This window comes from Methylobacterium sp. 22177, from assembly GCF_052045615.1.
Taxonomy (GTDB): Bacteria; Pseudomonadota; Alphaproteobacteria; order Rhizobiales; family Beijerinckiaceae; genus Methylobacterium; species Methylobacterium radiotolerans.
In genome coordinates, this window is sequence record NZ_JBQEPK010000008.1 from 97,344 (window position 1) to 118,977 (window position 21,634).

Consider the following 21,634-nt stretch of genomic DNA (forward strand, 5'->3'; position numbering starts at 1 on the left):
GTCGGGCGGCAGGGCGGGCGGTATGGTGCCGTCCTACGCGATCTGCCGCCCGACCGTGAGGGGCTCCCTACGCGGCCCGCACCGTGGCGAGGAAGCGCGCGACCTCCGCCCCGAGATGCTCGGACTGGCGCGACATCTCGGTCGCGGCGCCGAGCACCTGGGCGGCGGCGGTGCCGGTCTCCTCGGCGGACTGGGCGAGGCTCGCGATGGTGCCGGTCACCGCGCCGGTGCCGGCGGCCGCCTCGGCGACGTTGCGGACGATCTCCTGGGTGGCCGCGCCCTGCTGCTCCACGGCGGCCGCGATGCTGGCGGCCACGCCGTCGATCTCGCGGATGCGCCGGCCGATCCCGTCGATCGCCGACGCGGCCTGCCCGGTGGAGGACTGGATCCGGCCGATCTGGCCGGTGATCTCCTCGGTGGCCCGGGCGGTCTGCTCGGCGAGCGCCTTGACCTCCGAGGCGACGACCGCGAAGCCGCGGCCCGCGGCGCCGGCGCGCGCCGCCTCGATCGTGGCGTTGAGCGCCAGCAGGTTGGTCTGGGCGGCGATCCCGGAGATCAGCGCCACCACGTCGCCGACCTTCGCGGCCGCGCTGCTCAGGTCCTGGACCAGCGCCACCGTGTTGGTCGCCTCCGCGACGGCGACCCGCGCGAGCTCCGCCGAGCCGCTGACCTGCCGGCCGATCTCCTGCACGGAGGAGCCCAGCTCCTCGGCGGCGGCCGCGACGGTGTTGACGTTGGCGGCGGCGTCGCTCGCCGCGCTCGTGACGGTGCCGGACTGCCCGGCCGCGTCCGCCGCGCTGCCGGTGAGGGACCGCGCGGTCGCCTCCAGCTCGGTCGCCGCCGCCGACACGCCGCCGACGATGCCGCCCACCGCCTGCTCGAAGGCGTCGGCCATGGCCCGGGTCGCGGCGCGGCGCTGCGTCTCGGCGTCCGCGCGGGCCAGCGCCGTCTCGGCTTCCAGGGCGCGCGCGCGGACGAGGTTGTCGCGGAACACCACCACGGAGCCCGCCAGAGCCCCGATCTCGTCGCGGCGCTCCTGCCCGGGGATGGCCACCTCGGCGTCGCCCGCCGCGAGGCGCTGCGTCACCGCGCTGATGGTCCGGAGCGGCCGGCTGACGCCGCGGGTCACCAGCACGAACGCCCCGAGCGCCACCGCCAGGGCGAGGCCGGCGAGCGCCAGCACGTTCCGCTTGGCGGCGTCGTAGGTCTGCGCGATCAGCGTGCCGCTCGCCTGCGACCCGTCGCCGTTCAGGGCGACGAGCTTCTCCCAGTCGGCCATGATGGCGCGGATGCTGTCCGACATCGTCGTGTTGTAGATCCGCTGACCGCCGGCGACGTCGCCCGCCTCGGCCTTGGCCACCGCCTCCCGCTGCTGCTCGGCGTAGGTGGCCACGTGCTGGCGGAAGGCCGCGTAGGCCTCGCGCTCGGGCTGGGTCAGCGGCAGGGCCTCGTATCGGGCGTACTGGGCGGCGAGCAGCGCGTCGCGCTTGGCGATCTGGTCGGCGACCTCGGCCCGCAGCTCGGGCGTGTCGGCGGTGATCAGGCGGACGGCGTTGACCCGCTGCCGCATGAAGTTGATCCCGATCCGGCCGAGGGCATCGGTGGCCGGGATGCGGGTGTCGCGCAGCTGCGCGGCGGCGGATTCGATGCGGCCGAGCTCGGCCAGCGAGAGGCCGCTCGTCGCGGCGATCAGCAGCACCAGGGCTGCGAGGCACAGGCCGAGCTTGGCCGCGATGGAGATACCGGCGCGCATAGGATTCGTCCCCGGTCCCGCAGGTGGGACCGGGGCCTATGCTTGTCTGAGAAATATTAAGGTTGTTTGGTCCTGCCCGGACCGCGCGCGGTCCGGGCAGGCTCGGTCCGCTAGTAGACCTGAGCCTCTGCGCGCGGCTGGTTCGACGGGCCGTCCCGGCGCTCCAGGCCCCTCTCCACCACCTTGGCGAGCCCGACCATGATCTGGTCGATGGCGTAGTCCTTCGGCGTGTAGACGGCGCGCACGCCCATGTTCTTGAGGACCAGCTCGTCCTCCGGCGAGATGATGCCGCCGACCACCACCGGGATGTGGTCGAGCCCCGCCTCCCGCATCTTGGCGCGGACCTCCCGCACCAGCGGCACGTGGGATCCGGACAGGATCGACAGGCCGACCACGTGGGCGCCGGTCTCCTTGGCCTTCGCGACGATCTCGGCCGGCGTCTGGCGGATGCCGTCGTAGGTGACGTCGAAGCCGACGTCCCGGGCGCGGAGCGCGATCTGCTCGGCGCCGTTGGAATGGCCGTCGAGGCCGGGCTTGCCGACCACGAGCTTCGGCGTCTCGCCGAGCCGCTCGCCGAGATCGGCGATCAGGAGCTTGGCCTCCTCGGCCGCGCCGCTGGAGACCGTCTCGACCGTCACGCCGGTGGGGGCCCGGTACTCGCCGAACACCGCGCGCAGGCGCGCGCCCCACTCGCCCGTCGTGACGCCGGCCTTGGCGGCCTCGATCGAGGGCGGCATGATGTTGGTGCCGGAGCGCGCCGCCTGCTCCAGGGCGTCGAGGGCTTGGCCGACGGCGTTCTCGTCGCGGCGGCCGCGCCACTCGCGGATCCGGCTCTGCGCCTCCATCTCGACGGTCTCGGAGACGGAGAAGATCGCCCCCTCCCCGGCCGTGAGCGGCGACGGCTCGCCCTGCTGCCACTTGTTGACGCCGACGACGATCTGCTCGCCGGCCTCGATGGCCGAGATCCGGCGGGCGTTCGACTCCACCAGCGCGCGCTTGAGCGCGCCGGTCTCCACCGCCGCGACCGCGCCGCCGATGCCGCCGATCCGCTCCAGCTCGGCGCGGGTCTGCGCCTTCAGCTCCTCGACCTTGGCCTCGATCACGTGGCTGCCGTCGAAGATGTCGTCGTATTCCAGCAGGTCGGTCTCGAAGGCCAGGATCTGCTGCATGCGCATGGACCATTGCTGGTCCCAGGGCCGCGGCAGGCCGAGCGCCTCGTTCCAGGCCGGGAGCTGCACCGCGCGGGCGCGGGCGCGCTTGGACAGCGTCACCGCCAGCATCTCGATCAGGATGCGGTGGACGTTGTTCTCCGGCTGCTGCTCGGTGAGCCCCAGAGAGTTCACCTGCACGCCGTAGCGGAAGATGCGCTTCTTCGGGTCGTCGATGCCGTAGCGCTCCCGGGCGATCTCGTCCCAGAGCTCCGAGAACGCCCGCATCTTGCAGATCTCGGTGACGAACCGCAGGCCCGCGTTCACGAAGAACGAGATCCGGCCGAACACCTCCGGGAAGCTCGCGGCGTCGAATTCGGGGTCCTCGCGCACGGTGTCGAGCACCGCGATGGCGATGGCGAGCGCGTAGGAGAGCTCCTGGACCGGCGTCGCCCCCGCCTCCTGAAGGTGGTAGGAGCAGACGTTCATCGGGTTCCACTTCGGCACGTTCCGGGTCGTGAACAGGATCACGTCCTTGGTGAGCCGGAGGGACGGCGCGGGCGGGAACACGTAGGTGCCGCGCGACAGGTACTCCTTGATGATGTCGTTCTGGGTCGTGCCCTGGAGCGCGGCGATCGGCGCGCCCTGCTCCTCGGCCACCGCGAGGTAGAGCGCCAGCAGCCACGGGGCCGTGGCGTTGATCGTCATCGAGGTGTTCATCTGGGCGAGCGGGATGTCCTGGAACAGGGTCCGCATGTCGCCGAGATGCGCGATCGAGACGCCGACCTTGCCGACCTCGCCGCGGGACAGCTCGTGGTCGGGGTCGTAGCCGGTCTGGGTCGGCAGGTCGAAGGCGACCGACAGGCCGGTCTGGCCCTTGGCGAGGTTGCCCCGATAGAGCTTGTTGGACTCCGCCGCGGTCGAGTGCCCCGCGTAGGTGCGGATGATCCAGGGCTTGTCGCGGCTCGACTTGTCGCTCCTGGTCTCGGCGACGCTCGCGCCCATTCCTCGCCTCCGTGTGATCTTTGTATCCGCGCGGGGCGCGGCCTTGCGGTCACCGTAGCGAAGGGTTGGGCACGCGTCATCCGGGACGGAAGTGCAAGACGCCCGACCGGGCTTTCCCGGCTCATGAAAAAACTTGCCCGCCGGAACAGCGGGATTTGAAGGCGCCGCGGCGCGCGGCCGCCCGCACGCCGTCCGCGACCGCCGCCCGGACGGACCCCGCCGACGGTCGCGGACGGCTTTGTCAGTGCTGGTATAAAGTCCACCTGATCTGTTCTTCGCGGGACCTGCCGCTGTTCAGGCGCGAGAGAGCACGTCTTACCAAGGACTTAGAGCTGCATGTGCTCGCCGGGCGTCCGGGAGCAGCTCAGGTTCGCGGCGGCGGGGTCGGGGAAGGTCTCGGCACCGGGGCGGTCAAGGCCAGCGCCGAATAATACTTGATCTGCCGGAAAGCCGATTTTGAATACGTGGCTGCGCGCCCTGTGCTCGCGCTTTTTTCATGTCGGAAACCGTCGGCTTTCGACTTTCGGCCCACTTGGACGCCTCCGGCATCGCCGTTATAGCGCGATGGAGAACCGCGGCCGTGAGCAACACGCGGGACGAGAGGAGAGCGAGATGGCGGCGAGCGCTGCGATCAGTCCGACGGGCGGGGAGGTCAAGGACCTCTACGAGATGGGTGAAATCCCGCCGCTGGGTCATGTGCCGGCCAAGATGTATGCCTGGGCGATCCGGCGCGAGCGGCACGGACCCCCGGAGCAGTCCCACCAGCTCGAGGTGCTGCCGGTCTGGGAGATCGGCGACGACGAGGTGCTGGTCTACGTCATGGCGGCGGGCGTCAACTACAACGGCGTCTGGGCGGGCCTCGGCGAGCCGATCTCGCCCTTCGACGTCCACAAGGGCGAGTACCACATCGCGGGCTCCGACGCCTCCGGCATCGTCTGGAAGGTCGGCTCCAAGGTGAAGCGCTGGAAGGTCGGCGACGAGGTCATCGTCCACTGTAACCGGGACGACGGCGACGACGAGGAGTGCAACGGCGGCGACCCGATGCTGTCGCCCTCGCAGCGCATCTGGGGCTACGAGACCGGCGACGGCTCCTTCGCGCAGTTTTGCCGGGTGCAGTCGCGTCAGCTCATGACGCGGCCCAAGCACCTCACCTGGGAGGAGGCCGCCTGCTACACGCTGACGCTCGCCACCGCCTACCGCATGCTGTTCGGCCACGCCCCGCACACGGTGAAGCCGGGCCAGAACGTGCTGATCTGGGGCGCCTCGGGCGGTCTCGGCGTGTTCGGCGTGCAGCTCTGCGCGGCCTCGGGCGCCAACGCCATCGCGGTGATCTCGGACGAGTCGAAGCGCGACTACGTGATGAGCCTCGGCGCCAAGGGCGTCATCAACCGCAAGGACTTCGACTGCTGGGGCCAGCTCCCGAAGGTCAACAGCCCCGAGTTCCACGCCTGGACCAAGGAGGCGCGGAAGTTCGGCAAGGCGATCTGGGACATCACCGGCAAGCAGGACGTCGACATCGTGTTCGAGCATCCCGGCGAGGCGACCTTCCCGGTCTCGGCGCTGGTGGTGAAGCGCGGCGGCATGGTGGTGTTCTGCGCCGGTACGACCGGCTTCAACATCACCTTCGACGCCCGCTACGTCTGGATGCGGCAGAAGCGCATCCAGGGCTCGCACTTCGCCCACCTCAAGCAGGCCTCGGCGGCGAACCAGTTCGTGCTCGACCAGCGGATCGACCCGTGCATGAGCGAGGTCTTCCCCTGGGACAAGATCCCCCAGGCCCACACCAAGATGTGGAAGAACCAGCACCCGCCGGGCAACATGGCCTGCCTCGTCAACTCACCGCGCGCCGGCCTGCGCACGGTCGAGGACGTGATCGAGGCCGGTCCGCTGAAGCGGTAGGGCGCTCGATCGGACCGGCCCCGCCGCGCTCGCGCGGGGCCGGTCCGATCGGCTAAGCTCGCGGCGTCCCGCGCCGACTCGCTGACCGGTTCGGTGTGCCGGGACGCGCGGATGACGGGCCCACGCGATCCTGACAGGACCCGGCCCCGATCCGAACAGGGGGCACGGATTTGACCGGCGACGACGAGGCTCACGTCTACGACGAGGCGACGGGCGAGTGGCTCCCGCCCGGGTCCGCCGCCACGCCCCCCGAGACGAGGGCCGTCCGCGACGCGGCCGGCAACGTCCTGGCCGACGGCGATTCGGTCACGCTGATCAAGGACCTCAAGGTCAAGGGTGCCAACCAGACCCTGAAGCAGGGCACGGTCATCCGGTCGATCCGGCTCACGGACGATCCGGACGAGATCGACTGCCGCCACGACACCATCAAGGGTTTGGTGCTGCGCACCGAATTCGTGCGCAAGCGCTGAGCGGACGGTCCGGTCGGGGCCTCGCGCTGCCGGCGCGACCCCGATCCTCGCGTCAGCGCCGCCGCGTCTCGTCCTGCGGCAGGTGGCGGCCGTAGGCCTCCTGCTTCTCCGCACGCTCCTGGATCAGGTCGGCGTAGGCCTGCCGCATCTCCGGCGACACGCTGATGCTCTTTCCCTTGGCGGCCTTGCGCTTGGGCGCCTTCTTGAAGGTGTTGTTCGTGTCGCTCATGCCGGGCTCCGCGTCGAACCGTGGCGGCATCGCGTAGCCGGACGAGCGATCCGGGATCCGGCCGCCGCCCAGGGCCGGGTATCCGCCCTGTAGCGCATCGCGGTTCCGGACGCACGGTCGCCGGGACCGGATTGACCTGGCCTGTCGCCGCGGCCTCTGCCAGGATCGGGACGTCGAGGGTCGGAGGGCGGGAATGGATTCGGGTGACGCGTCGCGGTGTCGGATCCCGGACGCCCCGCGCGGCCGCGCCCGGCGCGCGACGGCCCTCGCGATCCTGATCGCCCTCGGGACCGGGCCGGTCGCCGGCCAGGACCGGCCGGCCCCCGCGCGGGTCGCGCCGAGACCCGCGCCGGCGCCCGGAGCGCTGGCCGATCCCGCCTTCGAGGCGATGAGGGCGGGCTTCGAGGCCCTCCCGGAGGCCGACCGCAAGGCCGTCCAGGACGCCCTGGTCTGGACCGGCGACTTCAACGCCGTGGTGTCGGGGGCCTTCGGACGTCGGACCTTCGAGGCGCTCAACGCCTACGCGGCCCGGACAGGCGGGGCCGACCCCCTCGATTCGCGTGGCCGGGCGGCGCTGCTGGCCGCCGGCGCGGCGGCGCGGAACGCGGCGCGCTTCCGCGTCGCGGTCGATCCCAGGACCGGCGCCGTGATGGGCGTGCCCGAGAGGCTCCTGGCGAAACGGACCGCCCTGCCCTCCGGAACCCGCTGGCAGAGCCAGGACGGGCGCGTGACCCTCGAATCCCGCGCCTTCCCGCCGGGGACCGAGAGCCTGGACGCGCTGTTCGAGAAGGCGACCGCGCCGCTCCCCGGCCGCAAGGTGACCTACAAGCTGCGGCGGCCGGACACCGTGGTGGTCACCGCCGAGACCGGGCCGGGCTTGTCCTACATCCGCTACGCGTCCGGCCCCGAGGGCGTGCGCGGTTTCCTGCTCGGCTACGACCGCGCCCTCGCGCCGGAGGTCGACCGGCTCGTCATCGCCGTGGCGAACGCCTTCGTGCCGTTTCCGGACCCCGCCGCGGCGCCGGCCGCCCAGCTTTCGGCGGGCCCGGCGCCGGCGACCCGCGCCGCCGCAAACCCGGCGCCCTCGCCGCAGGCCGCCGCCCCCCTGAGGCCGGCGAGCCTCTCCCCCGCGCCGGCATCGGGCGCGGGTCTCGCGGTGGCGCCGGGACGCGTTCTGACCGCCTCCGCCGTGCTGGAGGGCTGCGCGCAGCCCCGCGTCGGCGCGACGCCGGTGCGGGTGCTCGCCACCGATCCGGCCGGCCTCGCCCTCCTCGATGTGCCCGGCGCCCCCGCCCCGCTCCGGGCCGCGATCCGGATCGAGCCCGTCGGTGCCGAAGAGAGCGTGATCGCCCTGGCGCCGGGCCCCGACGGGGTCCAGGCCGCCCCCGGCGAGGTGCGGGGCGGCGACGTGATCGCGGCGCTCCAGCCAGGTTCCGGCGGCGCGCCGGTGCTCGAACGGTCGGGGACCCTCGTCGGGCTCGTCGCCCGCTACCCCGCGGCGCCGCGCCGGGTCGCCGGGGTGGTGCCGCCGGCGCGCCTGCCGCTCGTGCCGGCGCGGGCGATCCACGCCTTCCTCTCCGCCCAGGGCGTCCCCCCGGCGCCGCCGCAGCCGGGTGGCGGGCCCGGCGCGGTCGCGCCCGCCGTGGTGGGGATCACCTGCCGCTAGGGTGCGCGCCGCGGGCGGATCCCCTGGCGCCCGGCGGCCGGCATCTGCGGCCGTCCGGGGACTTGGGCGGACGGTTCCTCCGCCCAGGCGACGGGCTGCGGCTCAGAGCCGCCCGGTGACCAGGAGCACGATCAGCACGATCAGCAGGATGCCGCCCAGACCGAAGCCGGGACCGCGATACGCGCCGCCGCCGAGGAAGCCGCCGCCGCCGAAGGCCAGGATGATCAGGATGATGAGCAGGATGGTGACAAGGGACATCGGTCGCGTTCTCCGGACGGTCGCGCTGGTGCGAGCGTGACCGTTCAAACGCTGCGACATTCCGTTCCGTTCAACGCCAAGCCACGCTTTTGTGAGGAAAATTCCGGATGAGGCTCGGGCCTCAAGCGTGCCAGTCGGGCAGGGCCTCCTGCGGCGCGTCGAGCCAGCCCGGAACCGGCAGGCCGCGCTCGGCGAGGAAGGCCGGGTTGAACAGCTTCGAGGCGTAGCGGGCCGCCCCGTCGCAGAGGATCGTCACGATGGTGTGACCGGGCCCGAGGTCCCGGGCCAGCCGGATCGCCCCGGCGACGTTGATGCCCGACGAGCCGCCCAGCGACAGCCCCTCCTCCCGCATCAGCCCGAAGACGATGTCGAGGGCCTCGCGGTCCGGGATCCGGAAGGCGCGGTCGGGGGTGAAGCCCTCGAGGTTGCGGGTGATCCGCCCCTGCCCGATCCCTTCGGTGATCGAGGAGCCCTCGGCCTTCAGTGTGCCGGTCGTGTAGTGGGCATAGAGGGCCGAGCCCTCGGGGTCCGACAGCGCGATCCGCACCTGCGGGTTGCGGGCGCGCAGGGCCTCGGCGGTGCCGGCCAGCGTGCCGCCGGTCCCGGCCGCGCAGACGAAGCCGTCGACACGGCCGCCGGTCTGCGCCCAGATCTCCGGGCCGGTGCCGTCGACATGGGCCTGCCGGTTGGCGACGTTGTCGAACTGGTCTGCGAAGAAGGCGCCCGCCGGCTCGGTGGCGGCGAGTCTGTCCGCGAGCCGCCGGGCCACGTGGACGTAGTTGTTCGGGTTGGCGAAGGGCACCGCCGGCACCTCCACCAGCCGGGCACCCGCGAGCCGCAGGGTCTGCTTCTTCTCCTCGGACTGGGTGGCCGGGATGACGATCAGCGTCCGGTAGCCGCGCACCGAGGCCACCAGGGCGAGGCCGATGCCGGTGTTGCCGGCGGTGCCTTCGACGATCGTGCCGCCCGGGCGGATCAGGCCCCGCGCCTCCGCGTCCCGAACGATGGACAGCGCCGCGCGGTCCTTCACCGACAGGCCGGGATTGAGGAACTCCGCCTTGCCGTAGATGGTGCAGCCGGTCTCCTCGGAGGCGCGGCGCAGGCGGATCAGCGGCGTCTGGCCGACGGCGGCCAGGATGTCGGGGGCGGGTTCGCGACTCGGTCCGGTCATGGTCGGGAGCCTAGGGTGCCGCGCGGCCGCTGGCGAGCCTCACCCGAACACGTGCCCGCCGTTGATCCGCAGGCCGACCGGGTGGCCGGCCGGGTAGCGCACGCCGTCGAAATCCTCCACGGCGAGGACGCGACCTTCGGGGTCGGCCACCTCGATCCGCTGGCGGCCCTGCGTCCGGTACGAGCTGCGCACCGTGCCGGACAGGTGCGCGGCCTCGGGCTCGGCGAGCTGCAACTGCCAGGGCCGGACGTAGAGCTTGACCGGACCGAACAGGCTGGCGGGCGCCGCCACCGGGGTCTCCCGGCCCCGGACCAGCACCCGGCCGCCCTCGGCGATCGCCTCGACCTCGACGGAATCGCCGAGGAACTTCATCACGGTGGCGGAGGCCGGGTTCTCCTGCACCTCGTCGGGCGTGCCGACCTGCTCCAGGCGGCCGCGGTCGAGCACGGCCACGCGGTCCGACAGCTCCAGCGCCTCGTCCTGGTCGTGGGTCACGAAGATCGTGGTCTGGCCGGTGCGGTCGTGGATCTCGCGCAGCCAGCGGCGCAGGTCCTTGCGGACCTGGGCGTCGAGCGCCCCGAACGGCTCGTCCAGCAGCAGCACCCGCGGCTCGACCGCGAGGGCCCGGGCGAGCGCCACCCGCTGGCGCTGGCCGCCGGAGAGCTGCGACGGGTAGCGGTCGCCGAAGCCGGAGAGCCGGATCAGGTCGAGCAGGTCGCCGACCCGGCGCTTGATCTCGGCCTTGGCCGGCCGGTCGGCGCGGCGCCGCGCGTTCAGCCCGTAGGCGATGTTGTCGGCCACGCTCATGTGCTTGAACAGGGCGTAGTGCTGGAACACGAAGCCCACCGCCCGCTCCTGCACGGCGAGGCCGGTGGCGTCGTCGTCCCCGAACAGGATCCGGCCCCGGTCCGGCGCGTCGAGCCCGGCGATGATGCGCAGCAGCGTCGTCTTGCCCGAGCCCGAGGGTCCGAGCAGCCCGATCAGCTCGCCCGCCCGCACGTCCAGCGACAGGTCGTGCAGCACCGCCGCCGTGTCGAACGTCTTCGAGACGTCCTCGACCCGGATCGCCGTGGAGGGGCGATCAGTGCGCCCGGCCGTGCGCGAGCTCGCCTGCGAAGCGCCACTCGAGGACGGATTTGAGGACGAGGGTGATGAGGGCAAGGACGGCGAGGAGCGAAGCGACGGCGAATGCGGCGACGAAGTTGTACTCATTGTAGAGGATCTCCACGTGGAGTGGGATAGTGTTGGTCAGGCCGCGGATGTGGCCCGACACCACCGACACCGCTCCGAACTCGCCCATCGCCCGGGCATTGCAGAGGAGCACGCTGTAGAGCAGGCCCCAGCGGATATTGGGCAGCGTCACCGTCCGGAACGCGTGCAGGCCCGAGGCGCCCAGCGTCAGCGCCGCCTCCTCCTCGGCGGTGCCCTGCTCCTGCATCAGCGGGATCAGCTCGCGGGCGACGAACGGGAAGGTGACGAACACCGTCGCCAGCACGATCCCCGGCAGGGCGAACAGGATCTGGATGCCGTGATCGATGAGCCAGGATCCGAACAGGCCCTGGGACCCGAACAGCAGCACGTAGATCATCCCCGAGACCACCGGCGAGACCGAGAACGGCAGGTCGATCAGGGTGATCAGCAGCGACTTGCCGGGAAACTCGAACTTGGCGATGGCCCAGGAGGCGGCCAGCCCGAACACGACGTTGAACGGCACCGCGATCGCCGCCACGGTCAGCGTCAGGCGGATCGCGCTCCAGGCATCGGGCTCCCGGAAGGCGTCCAGGAAGGCGTCGATCCCCTTCGAGAAGGCCTGGAGGAAGACCGCGAACAGCGGCAGCACCAGGAACAGCGCCAGGAACGCCACGGCGATGCCGATCAGGACCGCGCGGACGCCGGCCCCCTCCGACGCGACCGGGGCCGGCTTGGCGGCCGGCACGAAGGCGGGGGAGAAGATCTCAGACATAGCCGAACCGCCGCCGTGACCAGGCCTGGATGAGGTTGATGGCGAGCAGCGTCAGGAACGAGATCCCGAGCATGATCGTCGCGATGGCCGCCGCCCCGCCGTAGTCGAACTCGGAGAGCTTGATGACGATCAGGAGCGGCGCGATCTCCGACACGTAGGGCAGGTTGCCGGCGATGAAGATGATGGAGCCGTACTCGCCGACGCCCCGGGCGAAGGCGAGCGCGAAGCCGGTGAGCACCGCCGGGATCAGCGGCGGCAGCACCACCCGGGTGAGGGTGACGAGGCGCGTCGCCCCGAGGGTGGCCGAGGCCTCCTCGATCTCCTTGTCGATCTCGGCGATCAGCGGCTGCACGGTCCGCACCGCGAAGGGCAGGCCGATGAAGACCATGGCGATGAAGATGCCGACCGGCGTGTAGGCCGCCTGGATGCCGAGGCGCGCCAGCGGCGCGCCGAGCAGCCCGTCCGGCGCGTAGAGCGAGGCGAGCGCGATGCCGGCGACCGCGGTCGGCAGGGCGAAGGGCAGGTCGACGGCGGCGTCGACCAGCTTGCGGCCCGGGAAGCGGTAGCGGGTCAGGACCCAGGCCACCAGGAAGCCGAAGGCCGAGGCGACCAGCGCCGCGATGGCCGAGACGCCGAAGCTGATCCGCAGGGCGCTGGCCACCCGCGGATCGGTGGCGACCTCCCAGATGCCCGACAGGCCGAGCCCCGAGGCCTTCACCACCAGCCCGGCCAGCGGCAGCAGGACGATCAGGCCGAGGCAGGTCAGCGTGTAGCCGAAGCTGATCCCGAAGCCCGGGATCACGCTCGGCCGTCGGAATGTCCGACGGGGACGGGGCGTCTGGACCATGGTCTGAAGCCTCAGCGGCCGGCCCGGCTCAGACGATCGAACAGACCGCCGGCGTCGAAGTTCCGCTTCTGGATCTCGTCCCAGGATCCCTGGAGATCCTCGATCTTGAACAGCTTGATGTCGGGCAGCTGGGCGAGGTCCGCCGGGGCGGCCGCCTCCCGGCGGATCGGCCGGTAATGGTGCTTGGCGAAGATCGCCTGGGCGCGGTCGCTGTAGAGGAAGTCGAGATAGGCCTGGGCCGCCTTGGTGGTGCCCTTCCGCTCGGCGTTGACCGCCACCAGGGCCACCGGCGGCTCGGCGTAGATCGAGGTCGGCGGCGAGACGATGTCGAACTTGTCGGCGCCGAACTCCTGGAGCACGAGGTAGGCCTCGTTCTCCCAGGTCGGCAGGACGTCGCCGAGGCCGCGCTGCGCGAAGGTCACCGTCGAGCCGCGGGCGCCGGTATCGAGCACCGGCACGTTCTTGTAGACCTGCCCGACGAAGGCGTCGGCCTTCGCGGCGTCCTTGTCCTTCCCGTAGGCGTAGCCCCAGGCGGCGAGGAAGTTCCAGCGCCCGCCCGCCGAAGTCTTCGGATTCGGCGTGATCACCTTCACGTCGGGCTTGACCAGGTCGTCCCAGTCCTTGACGCCCTTCGGGTTGCCCTTGCGGACGAGGAACACCACCGTCGAGGTGTAGGGCGTCCCCTGGTTCGGCAGCCTGCTGCGCCAATCCTCCGGAATCTTGCGGGTGAGCTTGGCGATCGCGTCGATGTCGGACGGGATGCCGAGGGTGACCACGTCGGCGTCGACGCCGTCGATCACCGTGCGCGCCTGCGCGCCCGAGCCGCCGTGCGAGGCCCGCACCGTGATGGCCTCGCCGGTCTTGGCCTTCCACGCCTCCGTGAAGGCGGCGTTGATCTCGCGGTAGAGCTCGCGGGTCGGATCGTACGAGACGTTGAGGAGCGCGGTCTCGGCGGCGGCCGGCAGCGCGCAGGCCAGCAGGCCGGCTCCGGCCAGAAGGGAGAGCCCGATCGCCCGAGCCATCCGACCCCGACCTGCAGCGTTCGTCATCACGTCCGATCCCCCAGCCATCCGCGGTTGCGACGCAGGGGACAGGCGTCCCCGAGACACCCGAAATCGTTCGTTTTATCGAACGAAGTCAAGTCTCGGATGCGGATCCGCGCGGTGGCGTAGCGCGCTCAAGATCGACGATCGGGCCGGAAAGGCAAGGGAAGTCAGGGCGGTAGGTCGGCAGAACGCATGGATCTTCTCTCCGACGACGCCCCTGGAGAAGAATCGGTGCGCGGAACCGGGTTTCTCAGAACGAACAATCTCAAGTGTTCTGGCGCACATCCGGTGGCGTCCGGCGCGTCGGCGGTGTCCTGCCGGTGCTGCGCACGGGACGTGGACCGCGCGGCGGCGATCCCGGTCGTCCCGGCAGACTGGCCGGTCGGCGCCGGTCCGCGTCAGCGCTTCGGCTTGCCGAGCCGGTCGATCAGCGCTTCCAGCCGCTGGTCGACCGGGGCCGAGAGCGTGTCGGTGAGGAGCGTGCGCAGGTTCTGGCCGAGATGGCGCCGGATGCCGGGGCTGAGCGGCGGCGCGTCGACGCTCCGCTCGGTCTCGGAGGGGCGCTCGGGATGCGGCTTCGACATGACCGGGAGATCCTCGCACCTATGGAGACGCACGGTTGCAAGGTTTGGTTAAGGAGCCGTCACCGCCGGCACTGGATCCCAACGCGATGCGGGCCCGTGATCCGGATGCCCGGTGCCGGGACGGTGTCGCAGCTCGGAACTGCGGCGGCGAAGGCTACGTTGCCCGGGCATTCCCCGCTGCCAGGAGCCCCCCGTGTCCCGCTCGATCCCCCTGATGATGTCGGTGCTCCTCTGCGCGGCGACGGCCGCCTCGCCCTGCCTCGCGCAGACGAAGCCGGGCGAGATCAAGGGCGTCGACGCGATGGGCGACAAATCCCGCAGCGCGCAGGACGGCTGGAGCCAGGCGCCGGTCCCGCGGGAGCAGTCGGCCGCCAAGGACGCGCCCGATCCGGGCGGCCGCTCGATCAAGGAGAACGCCGACCGTCCGGTCCCGCCGGCTCAGCCCGGCGGCTCCTCCGCCACCGAGCCGCAGGCGCCCCTGGAGCATCGCACCGCCAGCCCGTCGGGCTCGAACCCGGCAAATCCAAGCAAGTAAAAATAACCGTCTTCATGCAGGATGATGCCGGTGCGGAAAACGTGTTGCTTCGGCTGAGACATGGCGACTTGCTGTGTCACGCAACCGCACTTGCCTCGCGCACGCTTTTTTGGGACACCCTGGAATTATACCAGATCGCTTTTACGGAGCGGAGATGACGGTCCAGGTCTCAAGGCGTGGCCTGCTCAAGGGGGCCGGCGCCGGCCTCGCGGGCGGCTCGCTGGGCGCGCTCGGGTTCGGCGGACTCGAGCCCGCGATGGCGGCTGCCGTGCGGCCGTTCAAGCTCGCGCAGATGCGCGAGACCCGCAACACGTGCCCGTACTGCTCGGTCGCGTGCGGCGTGATCCTCTACAGCCTCGGCGACCGTTCGAAGAACGCGCGCTCCTCGGTGATGCACATCGAGGGCGACCCCGACCACCCGATCAACCGCGGGACGCTCTGCCCGAAGGGCTCGGCGCTGCTCGACTTCGTGCACGCTGACACCCGCACCAAGTACCCGCTCCATCGCGCCCCGGGCTCATCGGAGTTCAAGCGCGTCTCCTGGGACTTCGCCCTCGACCGGATCGCGAAGCTCATGAAGGAGGATCGGGACAAGAACTTCGTGGCCAAGAACGGCGACCTCACGGTCAACCGGTGGACCACGATGGGGTTCCTCGGGGCCTCGGCCACCACCAATGAGACGGCCTGGCTGACCTACAAGACAGTCCGAAGCATGGGGGCCCTGGTCTTCGATAATCAGGCCAGAGTTTGACACGGTCCGTCGGTCGCCAGTTTGGCGCCCTCCTTCGGACGCGGTGCGATGACCAACCTCTGGATGGACATCAAGCACGCGGACGTGATCACCGTGATGGGCGGCAATGCCGCCGAGGCGCACCCTTGCGGCTTCAAGTGGGTCGTGGAGGCGAAGGCCCATAACAATGCCAAGCTGATCGTCGTTGATCCGCGCTTCACCCGCACGGCGTCGGTGGCCGATCTCTACTGCCCGATCCGGCAGGGGACCGACATCGCGTTCCTGTCGGGCGTGGCCAAGTACCTGCTCGACAACGACAAGCTGCAGCACCGCTACGTCTCCGCCTACACCAACGCCGGGTACGTGGTCCGCGAGGGCTACGACTTCAGCGAGGGTCTGTTCACGGGCTACGACGCGGACAAGCGCGACTACGACAAGACCACCTGGGACTACGAGATCGGCCCCGACGGCTACGCCGTGGTCGACGAGACGATGCAGCACCCGCGCTGCGTGATGCAGCTCCTGAAGAAGCACGTCTCGCTCTACACCCCGGAGATGGTCGAGAAGATCTGCGGCTCGCCCAAGGAGACCTTCCTGAAGGTCTGCGAGCTGATGGCGACGACGGCTTCCCCCGAGAAGTCGATGGCCTCGCTCTACGCGCTCGGCTGGACCCATCACTCCAAGGGCTCGCAGAACATCCGCTCGATGTGCATCGTGCAGACGCTGCTCGGGAACATCGGCGTGCTCGGCGGCGGCATGCAGGCCCTGCGCGGTCACTCCAACATCCAGGGGCTGACCGATATCGGGCTGATGTCGAACCTCATCCCCGGGTACCTGAACATCCCGGTGGAGAAGGAGCCCGACTACGCCAGCTACATCGCCAAGCGGCAGTTCAAGCCGCTGCGGCCCGGACAGACGAGCTACTGGCAGAACTACAACAAGTTCTTCGTCTCGTTCCAGAAGGCGATGTGGGGCGACAAGGCCACCAAGGAGAACGACTGGGCGTACGACTACCTGCCCAAGCTCGACGTGCCGACCTACGACGTGCTGCGCGGGTTCGAGCTCGCCAAGCAGGGCAAGATGACCGGCTACGTCATCCAGGGCTTCAACCCCCTGCTGTCGTTCCCGAATCGCGCCAAGATGACGGAAGCCTTCTCCAAGATGAAGTTCATCGTGGTGATGGATCCGCTCAAGACTGAGACGGCCCGGTTCTGGGAGAACCACGGCGAGTACAACGACGTCGACCCGACCAAGATCCAGACCGAGGTGTTCGAGCTCCCGACCACCCTGTTCGTGGAGGAGGAAGGCTCGCTGTCGAACTCCAGCCGGTGGCTGCAGTGGCACTGGCAGGCGCAGGACGCGCCGGGCGAGTGCCGCTCGGACATCGAGATCATGTCGGAGATCTTCCTCCGCATGAAGGCAGCCTACAAGAAGGACGGCGGGGCCTTCCCGGACCCGATCGTCAATCTGAAGTGGGACTACGCGATCGCCGAGGCGCCGACGCCGACCGAGCTCGCCCGCGAGCTCAACGGCTACACGCTGGCGCCGACGCCGGACCTCAACGGGACGATCATCCCGGCGGGCAAGCAGGTCGACGGCTTCGCCCAGCTCAAGGACGACGGGACCACCGCCTGCGGCTGCTGGATCTACTCGGGCTGCTACACCGAGAAGGGCAACATGATGGCCCGCCGGGACAACACCGATCCCGGCGACCGCGGCATCGCGCCGAACTGGGCCTTCGCGTGGCCGGCCAACCGGCGCGTGCTCTACAACCGCGCCTCGTGCGACCCCGAGGGTCGCCCGTGGTCGGAGAAGAAGAAGCTCATCGAGTGGAACGGCAAGCAGTGGATCGGCTTCGACGTGCCGGACTACGGCGTCACCGTCGCCCCCGATAAGGGCGTCGGCCCGTTCATCCTGAACCAGGAGGGCGTCGCCCGCCTGTGGACCCGCGGTCTCATGCGCGACGGGCCGTTCCCGGCGCACTACGAGCCCTTCGAGTCGCCGGTGGCCAACCTCGCCTTCCCGAAGATCAAGGGCGCGCCCGCGTCCCGCATCTTCAAGGACGATCTGGCCGATCTCGGCGACGCGAAGGAGTTCCCCTACGCGGCGACGAGCTACCGCCTGACCGAGCATTTCCACGGCTGGACCAAGCACGCCCGGATCAACGCGATCCTCCAGCCGGAGGCCTTCGTGGAGATCTCGGAGGAGCTCGCCAAGGAGAAGGGCATCGCCAAGGGCGGCTGGGTCCGCGTCTGGTCGAAGCGCGGCTCGCTCAAGGCCAAGGCGGTGGTGACGAAGCGGATCAAGCCCCTGATCTGCGACGGCAAGCCCGTCCACGTCGTCGGCATCCCGCAGCACTGGGGCTTCATGGGCCACACCAAGAAAGGATGGCACCCGAACTCGCTGACGCCCGTCGTCGGCGACGCGAACACCGAGACGCCGGAGTTCAAGGCCTGGCTCGTGAACATCGAGCCGACCACGCCTCCGTCGGACGCGGTCGCGTAAGGGGGAGCGGCAGACATGGCTGACTACAGCTCCCTCGACATCCGCCAGCGCTCCGCCTCCACGGAGACGCCGCCGGAGATCCGCCGCCAGGTGGAGGTCGCCAAGCTCATCGACGTGTCGAAGTGCATCGGCTGCAAGGCTTGCCAGTCGGCCTGCGAGGAGTGGAACGACCTGCGCGACGACATCGGCGTCAACACGGGCACCTACCAGAACCCCCACGACCTCACGCCGAAGTCGTGGACGCTGATGCGGTTCACCGAGTACGAGAACCCGGAGACCAACAACCTCGAATGGCTGATCCGCAAGGACGGCTGCATGCACTGCACCGAGCCGGGCTGCCTGAAGGCCTGCCCGTCGCCCGGCGCGATCGTGCAGTACTCCAACGGCATCGTCGACTTCATCGAGGAGAACTGCATCGGCTGCGGCTACTGCGTGAAGGGCTGCCCCTTCAACATCCCGCGCATCAGCCAGACCGACCACAAGGCGTACAAGTGCACCCTGTGCTCGGACCGGGTGGCGGTGGGTCAGGCCCCGGCCTGCGCCAAGGCCTGCCCGACCGGCTCGATCATGTTCGGCACCAAGCAGGCCATGATCGATCAGGCCCACGACCGCGTCGAGGACCTGAAGTCGCGCGGGTTCGACAAGGCGGGTCTCTACGACCCGGCCGGCGTCGGCGGCACGCACGTCATGTACGTGCTGCACCACGCCGACCAGCCGAACCTCTACGCGGGCCTGCCGAACGACCCGAAGATCTCGCCGCTGGTCGCCTTCTGGAAGGGCGGCGCCAAGGTGTTCGGTCTCGCCGCGATGGGCTTCGCGGCGGTCGCGGGCTTCTTCCACTACGTCACGGCCGGCCCGAACGAGGTCGTGCCCGAGGAGGAGGAAGAGGCGGTCGAGTACGACGAGGCCAAGCGCCGGGAGAATGGCGGCGGCGAGATCCGGCCGCACTGACCCAACGGTCTCCCTCCCCCTCTGCAGGGGAGAGAGACCCGCGAAGCGGATAGGACAGGGGAGCGACGGTGCAGAACAGACCTCTGCCCGTCGTGCTGGTCGCGCCCTTCCCTGAACCCGGGTTGCCCTCTCCCGACCCCTGCTGACGCAGGGCCGGCCCTCCCGTACCGCGTGGGAGGGAGGAGCGCAGATCCGAAAGCGACAGGGTGGAGACGGTGCAGCCGCCCCACCCTATCTCGAAGCTCAGAGCCACCTCCGCCGTGATGCGGGGCCGGCACCGCATCAGGCGCGAGAAGGCCGATGACGATCCACAGCGACATCCGGGACGGCGATCCCCGCCCCCTCCACCACGCCAAGTCCGCGGCACCGGAGGTGATGTACGTCCCGCGCTACACCGGCGTGCAGCGGGTGAACCACTGGATCACCGCGATCCTGTTCACCTTGCTGACCCTGTCGGGTCTGGCGATGTTCACGCCCTACCTGTTCTCGCTGACCGGCCTGTTCGGCGGCGGGCAGGCGACCCGGGCGATCCACCCGTGGTTCGGCGTGGCGCTGGCGGTCAGCTTCTTCTTCCTGTTCGTGCGCTTCTGGAAGCTCAACATCCCCAACAAGGACGATGTCGAGTGGACCAAGCACATCGGCGACGTGGTCACCAACCGCGACGACCGGCTGCCGGAGCTCGGCAAGTACAATGCCGGCCAGAAGGGCGTGTTCTGGGGCCAGACCGCGCTGATCGGCGTGATGTTCGTCACCGGCCTCGTGATCTGGAACACCTATTTCGGCGGCCTCACCTCGATCGAGACCCAGCGCTGGGCGCTGCTCGCCCACTCGCTTGCCGCCGTGATCGCCATCGCGATCATCGTGGTGCACATCTACGCCGGCATCTGGGTGCGCGGCACCGGCCGGGCGATGGTCCGCGGGACGGTCACGGGCGGCTGGGCCTACCGGCATCACCGCAAGTGGTTCCGGCAGATCGCGGGCGGCAAGGCGCGCCACGGCTCGGTGGACAAGCGCGGATCCTGAGTCTTGGCCAACTTCTTCAAGCGTAAACCCGCGGTTCCGGCCGCGGACAAGACCCCGACACCCGCCGAGGCGCCGAAGCCCCGCCGCCGGGATTTCAGCGAGCTGAAGCCCGATCCCGACAAGATCGGGATCTCGGGCTCGGTGCCGTTCGTCCGCCTGCCCGATCCCACCGGGCTGTTCGCCGACCGGGCCGCGCGCCTTGTGGAGGCCGCGCCCGGGCACCCGCTGGAGGCCTATCTCCGCTTCGTCGCAGAGATCGCCCGGGCCCAGTCGGTGATCCAGGCGCGGTTCCCGGCCCCGGCGGTGCCGGATGCCGCCGATCAGGCGCTGCGGAGCGAGCACGGCATGCCGCCGCTGTCGCGGCACAGCCTCGAGGCCGATCCGGATCTCGACGCGTCCCTCCTGGCGCTGCTGGCCGAGCTCGATCTCTCGACCGCGCCCGAGGCTTCGGCCGCGGCGCGGGACGCCCTCCGGGCCGCCTCCCGCGAGGATCGCCTCGATCTCGCCGTTCAGGTCTTCGAGGGCGCGCTGCCGGTGGACCGGATCGCGGAATGCGTGTTCGTCTCGGCCGCGCTGCAGGTGCGCCTCGCCGGGCAGGCCGCGCGCCTCGACACGAAGACGCTGAAGCCCGTGGCGGACGGCGTCTGCCCGTGCTGCGGCGGCGCGCCGGTGGCGAGCGTCATCGTCTCCTGGACCCCCGCCGACAAGGCTCGCTATCTCAGCTGCTCGCTCTGCGGCACGTACTGGAACCACGTCCGGATCCGCTGCACCGCCTGCGGTGACGGCGAGGGCGTGAGCTATTACGGGCTCGACGAGGTCTCGAAGGACGTCCAGGTCGAGACCTGCACGACCTGCCACAGCTACATCAAGCACCTCCACCAGCACCGCGCGCCGGCGCTCGACCCGGTGGCGGACGACATCGCGTCCTACGGGCTCGATCTGAAGATCGCCGAGGACGGTTTCCGGCGCGCCGGTCTGAACCTGCTGTTCGTGATCTGAACGCCCCGCCCGCGCCGGTCACGTGCCGTCGCGGTGGAGAGCGAAGCCGCGCGCGCCCGGCGCCTCCAGCCCCGGCCGGAGCTGCATGCCGGGGATCAGGTAGTCGCCGCCATTCTGCCGCCGGAACGGGATCGGAGGCGTCGTCGCGAGCGCGGACAGCCGGTCCCTCAGGCGCTCCGCGACGGCCGCGAAGGCGGCCGCATCGAGTCCGTCGGCCCGGTAGACGACGAAGGGCGGCAGCACCGCGTAGCCGGGATAGTGCAGGATCCCGTGCTGGATCGGGAACAGCAGGTCGTCGATCGGCCCGTTGATCCCGCGCGCGGAATAGTGCTCCTCCCAGCCGCCCGCGGTCACGATCAGCATGGCGCGCCGGCCCGCGAGGCGGCCCTCGCCGTAGCGGTCGCCCCAGCGGCGGTCGCTGTGCTCGCCGACGCCGTAGGCGAAGCCGTGCGCGTAGACCCGGTCGATCCAGCCCTTGAGGATCGCCGGCAGGCCGAACCACCAGAGCGGGAACAGCAGGATCAGCTGATCGGCCCAGAGGAGCTTGGCCTGCTCGGCGACCACGTCCTCGGTCAGGTGGCCGGCCGCGGCGGCCTGCCCCGAGGCGGCCGGCACGCGGAGGCGCACCTCGGGGGCGAGGTCCGGGAAGTCCGCGCGGTCGACCGCCGCGGTCCAGTTCATGGCGTAGAGATCGGACACCGCGACCGCGTGGCCCTGCGCCTCCAGCGCGGCCACGGTCTCGTCCCGGAGCGCGCCGCAGAGGGAGCGCGGCTCCGGATGGGCGAAGACGATCAGGGTGTTCATGGTGCGGGCTCCGTCGTGGCGCGGGAACCCCCTGCTAGCCCAGGGCCG

General features: G+C 70.6%; 19 protein-coding genes. 8 read left to right on the plus strand and 11 right to left on the minus strand.

Annotation, left to right across the window (positions count from 1 at the left end):
- Positions 1 to 67: 67 nt before the first annotated feature.
- Positions 68 to 1,753, minus strand: a complete 1,686-nt coding sequence (locus tag ACTJK8_RS10680; protein WP_440761909.1) for a methyl-accepting chemotaxis protein — start codon at positions 1,751 to 1,753, stop codon at positions 68 to 70.
- A 110-nt stretch (positions 1,754 to 1,863) separates the two neighbouring features.
- On the minus strand, positions 1,864 to 3,906 hold the full coding sequence (locus ACTJK8_RS10685) for a protein meaA (protein WP_440761910.1): 2,043 nt from the start codon (positions 3,904 to 3,906) through the stop codon (positions 1,864 to 1,866).
- A 612-nt stretch (positions 3,907 to 4,518) separates the two neighbouring features.
- On the opposite strand from ACTJK8_RS10685, the gene ccrA reads away from it, so the two are divergent.
- Both ccrA and ACTJK8_RS10695 read left to right on the plus strand, forming a co-directional pair.
- On the plus strand, positions 4,519 to 5,805 hold the full coding sequence (gene ccrA, locus ACTJK8_RS10690; protein WP_012318106.1) for a crotonyl-CoA carboxylase/reductase: 1,287 nt from the start codon (positions 4,519 to 4,521) through the stop codon (positions 5,803 to 5,805).
- Positions 5,806 to 5,975: 170 nt separating this feature from the next.
- Positions 5,976 to 6,275: an alkylphosphonate utilization protein gene (locus tag ACTJK8_RS10695; RefSeq protein WP_440761911.1), complete on the plus strand. Its 300-nt coding sequence runs from the start codon at positions 5,976 to 5,978 to the stop codon at positions 6,273 to 6,275.
- 52 nt (positions 6,276 to 6,327) lie between these two features.
- Here the strand turns inward: ACTJK8_RS10695 and ACTJK8_RS10700 are convergent, their stop codons facing one another.
- A complete protein-coding gene (locus tag ACTJK8_RS10700) occupies positions 6,328 to 6,504 on the minus strand; it encodes a hypothetical protein (RefSeq protein WP_012318104.1) in 177 nt (58 codons plus the stop codon).
- Positions 6,505 to 6,697: 193 nt separating this feature from the next.
- Between ACTJK8_RS10700 and ACTJK8_RS10705 the strand changes: the two genes are divergently transcribed.
- Entirely contained in the window at positions 6,698 to 8,170 is a 1,473-nt protein-coding gene (locus ACTJK8_RS10705) for a serine protease (protein ID WP_440761912.1), read from the plus strand.
- A gap of 102 nt (positions 8,171 to 8,272) precedes the next feature.
- Here the strand turns inward: ACTJK8_RS10705 and ACTJK8_RS10710 are convergent, their stop codons facing one another.
- The 7 genes from ACTJK8_RS10710 to ACTJK8_RS10740 all read right to left on the minus strand — a co-directional run bounded on the left by ACTJK8_RS10710 (position 8,273) and on the right by ACTJK8_RS10740 (position 14,039).
- Positions 8,273 to 8,428: a hypothetical protein gene (locus ACTJK8_RS10710; protein ID WP_007563230.1), complete on the minus strand. Its 156-nt coding sequence runs from the start codon at positions 8,426 to 8,428 to the stop codon at positions 8,273 to 8,275.
- A 121-nt stretch (positions 8,429 to 8,549) separates the two neighbouring features.
- Entirely contained in the window at positions 8,550 to 9,599 is a 1,050-nt protein-coding gene (locus ACTJK8_RS10715; protein ID WP_440761913.1) for a cysteine synthase A, read from the minus strand.
- Between the two features lie 39 nt (positions 9,600 to 9,638).
- Positions 9,639 to 10,622, minus strand: coding sequence for a sulfate/molybdate ABC transporter ATP-binding protein (locus ACTJK8_RS10720; RefSeq protein WP_012318101.1), 984 nt, complete (start codon positions 10,620 to 10,622; stop codon positions 9,639 to 9,641).
- Positions 10,623 to 10,680: 58 nt separating this feature from the next.
- Positions 10,681 to 11,562, minus strand: a complete 882-nt coding sequence (gene cysW / locus ACTJK8_RS10725) for a sulfate ABC transporter permease subunit CysW (RefSeq protein ID WP_012318100.1) — start codon at positions 11,560 to 11,562, stop codon at positions 10,681 to 10,683.
- Positions 11,555 to 12,409: a sulfate ABC transporter permease subunit CysT gene (gene cysT, locus ACTJK8_RS10730; RefSeq protein ID WP_012318099.1), complete on the minus strand. Its 855-nt coding sequence runs from the start codon at positions 12,407 to 12,409 to the stop codon at positions 11,555 to 11,557. The genes cysW and cysT overlap by 8 nt, the downstream gene beginning before the upstream one ends.
- A gap of 11 nt (positions 12,410 to 12,420) precedes the next feature.
- A complete protein-coding gene (locus tag ACTJK8_RS10735; protein WP_012318098.1) occupies positions 12,421 to 13,431 on the minus strand; it encodes a sulfate ABC transporter substrate-binding protein in 1,011 nt (336 codons plus the stop codon).
- A gap of 422 nt (positions 13,432 to 13,853) precedes the next feature.
- Positions 13,854 to 14,039 (minus strand): hypothetical protein, encoded by a 186-nt coding sequence (locus tag ACTJK8_RS10740; RefSeq protein WP_012318097.1) that lies wholly within the window; start codon positions 14,037 to 14,039, stop codon positions 13,854 to 13,856.
- 193 nt (positions 14,040 to 14,232) lie between these two features.
- Between ACTJK8_RS10740 and ACTJK8_RS10745 the strand changes: the two genes are divergently transcribed.
- The 5 genes from ACTJK8_RS10745 to fdhE all read left to right on the plus strand — a co-directional run bounded on the left by ACTJK8_RS10745 (position 14,233) and on the right by fdhE (position 20,782).
- Entirely contained in the window at positions 14,233 to 14,574 is a 342-nt protein-coding gene (locus ACTJK8_RS10745; RefSeq protein WP_012318096.1) for a hypothetical protein, read from the plus strand.
- A 154-nt stretch (positions 14,575 to 14,728) separates the two neighbouring features.
- Positions 14,729 to 17,809, plus strand: coding sequence for a formate dehydrogenase-N subunit alpha (fdnG, locus tag ACTJK8_RS10750; RefSeq protein WP_083743678.1), 3,081 nt, complete (start codon positions 14,729 to 14,731; stop codon positions 17,807 to 17,809).
- A 15-nt stretch (positions 17,810 to 17,824) separates the two neighbouring features.
- A complete protein-coding gene (gene fdxH, locus ACTJK8_RS10755) occupies positions 17,825 to 18,760 on the plus strand; it encodes a formate dehydrogenase subunit beta (RefSeq protein WP_043073284.1) in 936 nt (311 codons plus the stop codon).
- A gap of 300 nt (positions 18,761 to 19,060) precedes the next feature.
- Complete coding sequence (locus ACTJK8_RS10760) at positions 19,061 to 19,783, plus strand: formate dehydrogenase subunit gamma (RefSeq protein WP_012318092.1); 723 nt, start codon at positions 19,061 to 19,063, stop codon at positions 19,781 to 19,783.
- Positions 19,784 to 19,786: 3 nt separating this feature from the next.
- Positions 19,787 to 20,782 (plus strand): formate dehydrogenase accessory protein FdhE, encoded by a 996-nt coding sequence (fdhE, locus tag ACTJK8_RS10765; RefSeq protein ID WP_012318091.1) that lies wholly within the window; start codon positions 19,787 to 19,789, stop codon positions 20,780 to 20,782.
- 18 nt (positions 20,783 to 20,800) lie between these two features.
- On the opposite strand, the gene ACTJK8_RS10770 is transcribed toward fdhE, so the two are convergent.
- Positions 20,801 to 21,586, minus strand: coding sequence for an NAD(P)H-dependent oxidoreductase (locus ACTJK8_RS10770; RefSeq protein WP_127991404.1), 786 nt, complete (start codon positions 21,584 to 21,586; stop codon positions 20,801 to 20,803).
- Positions 21,587 to 21,634 lie beyond the last annotated feature (48 nt).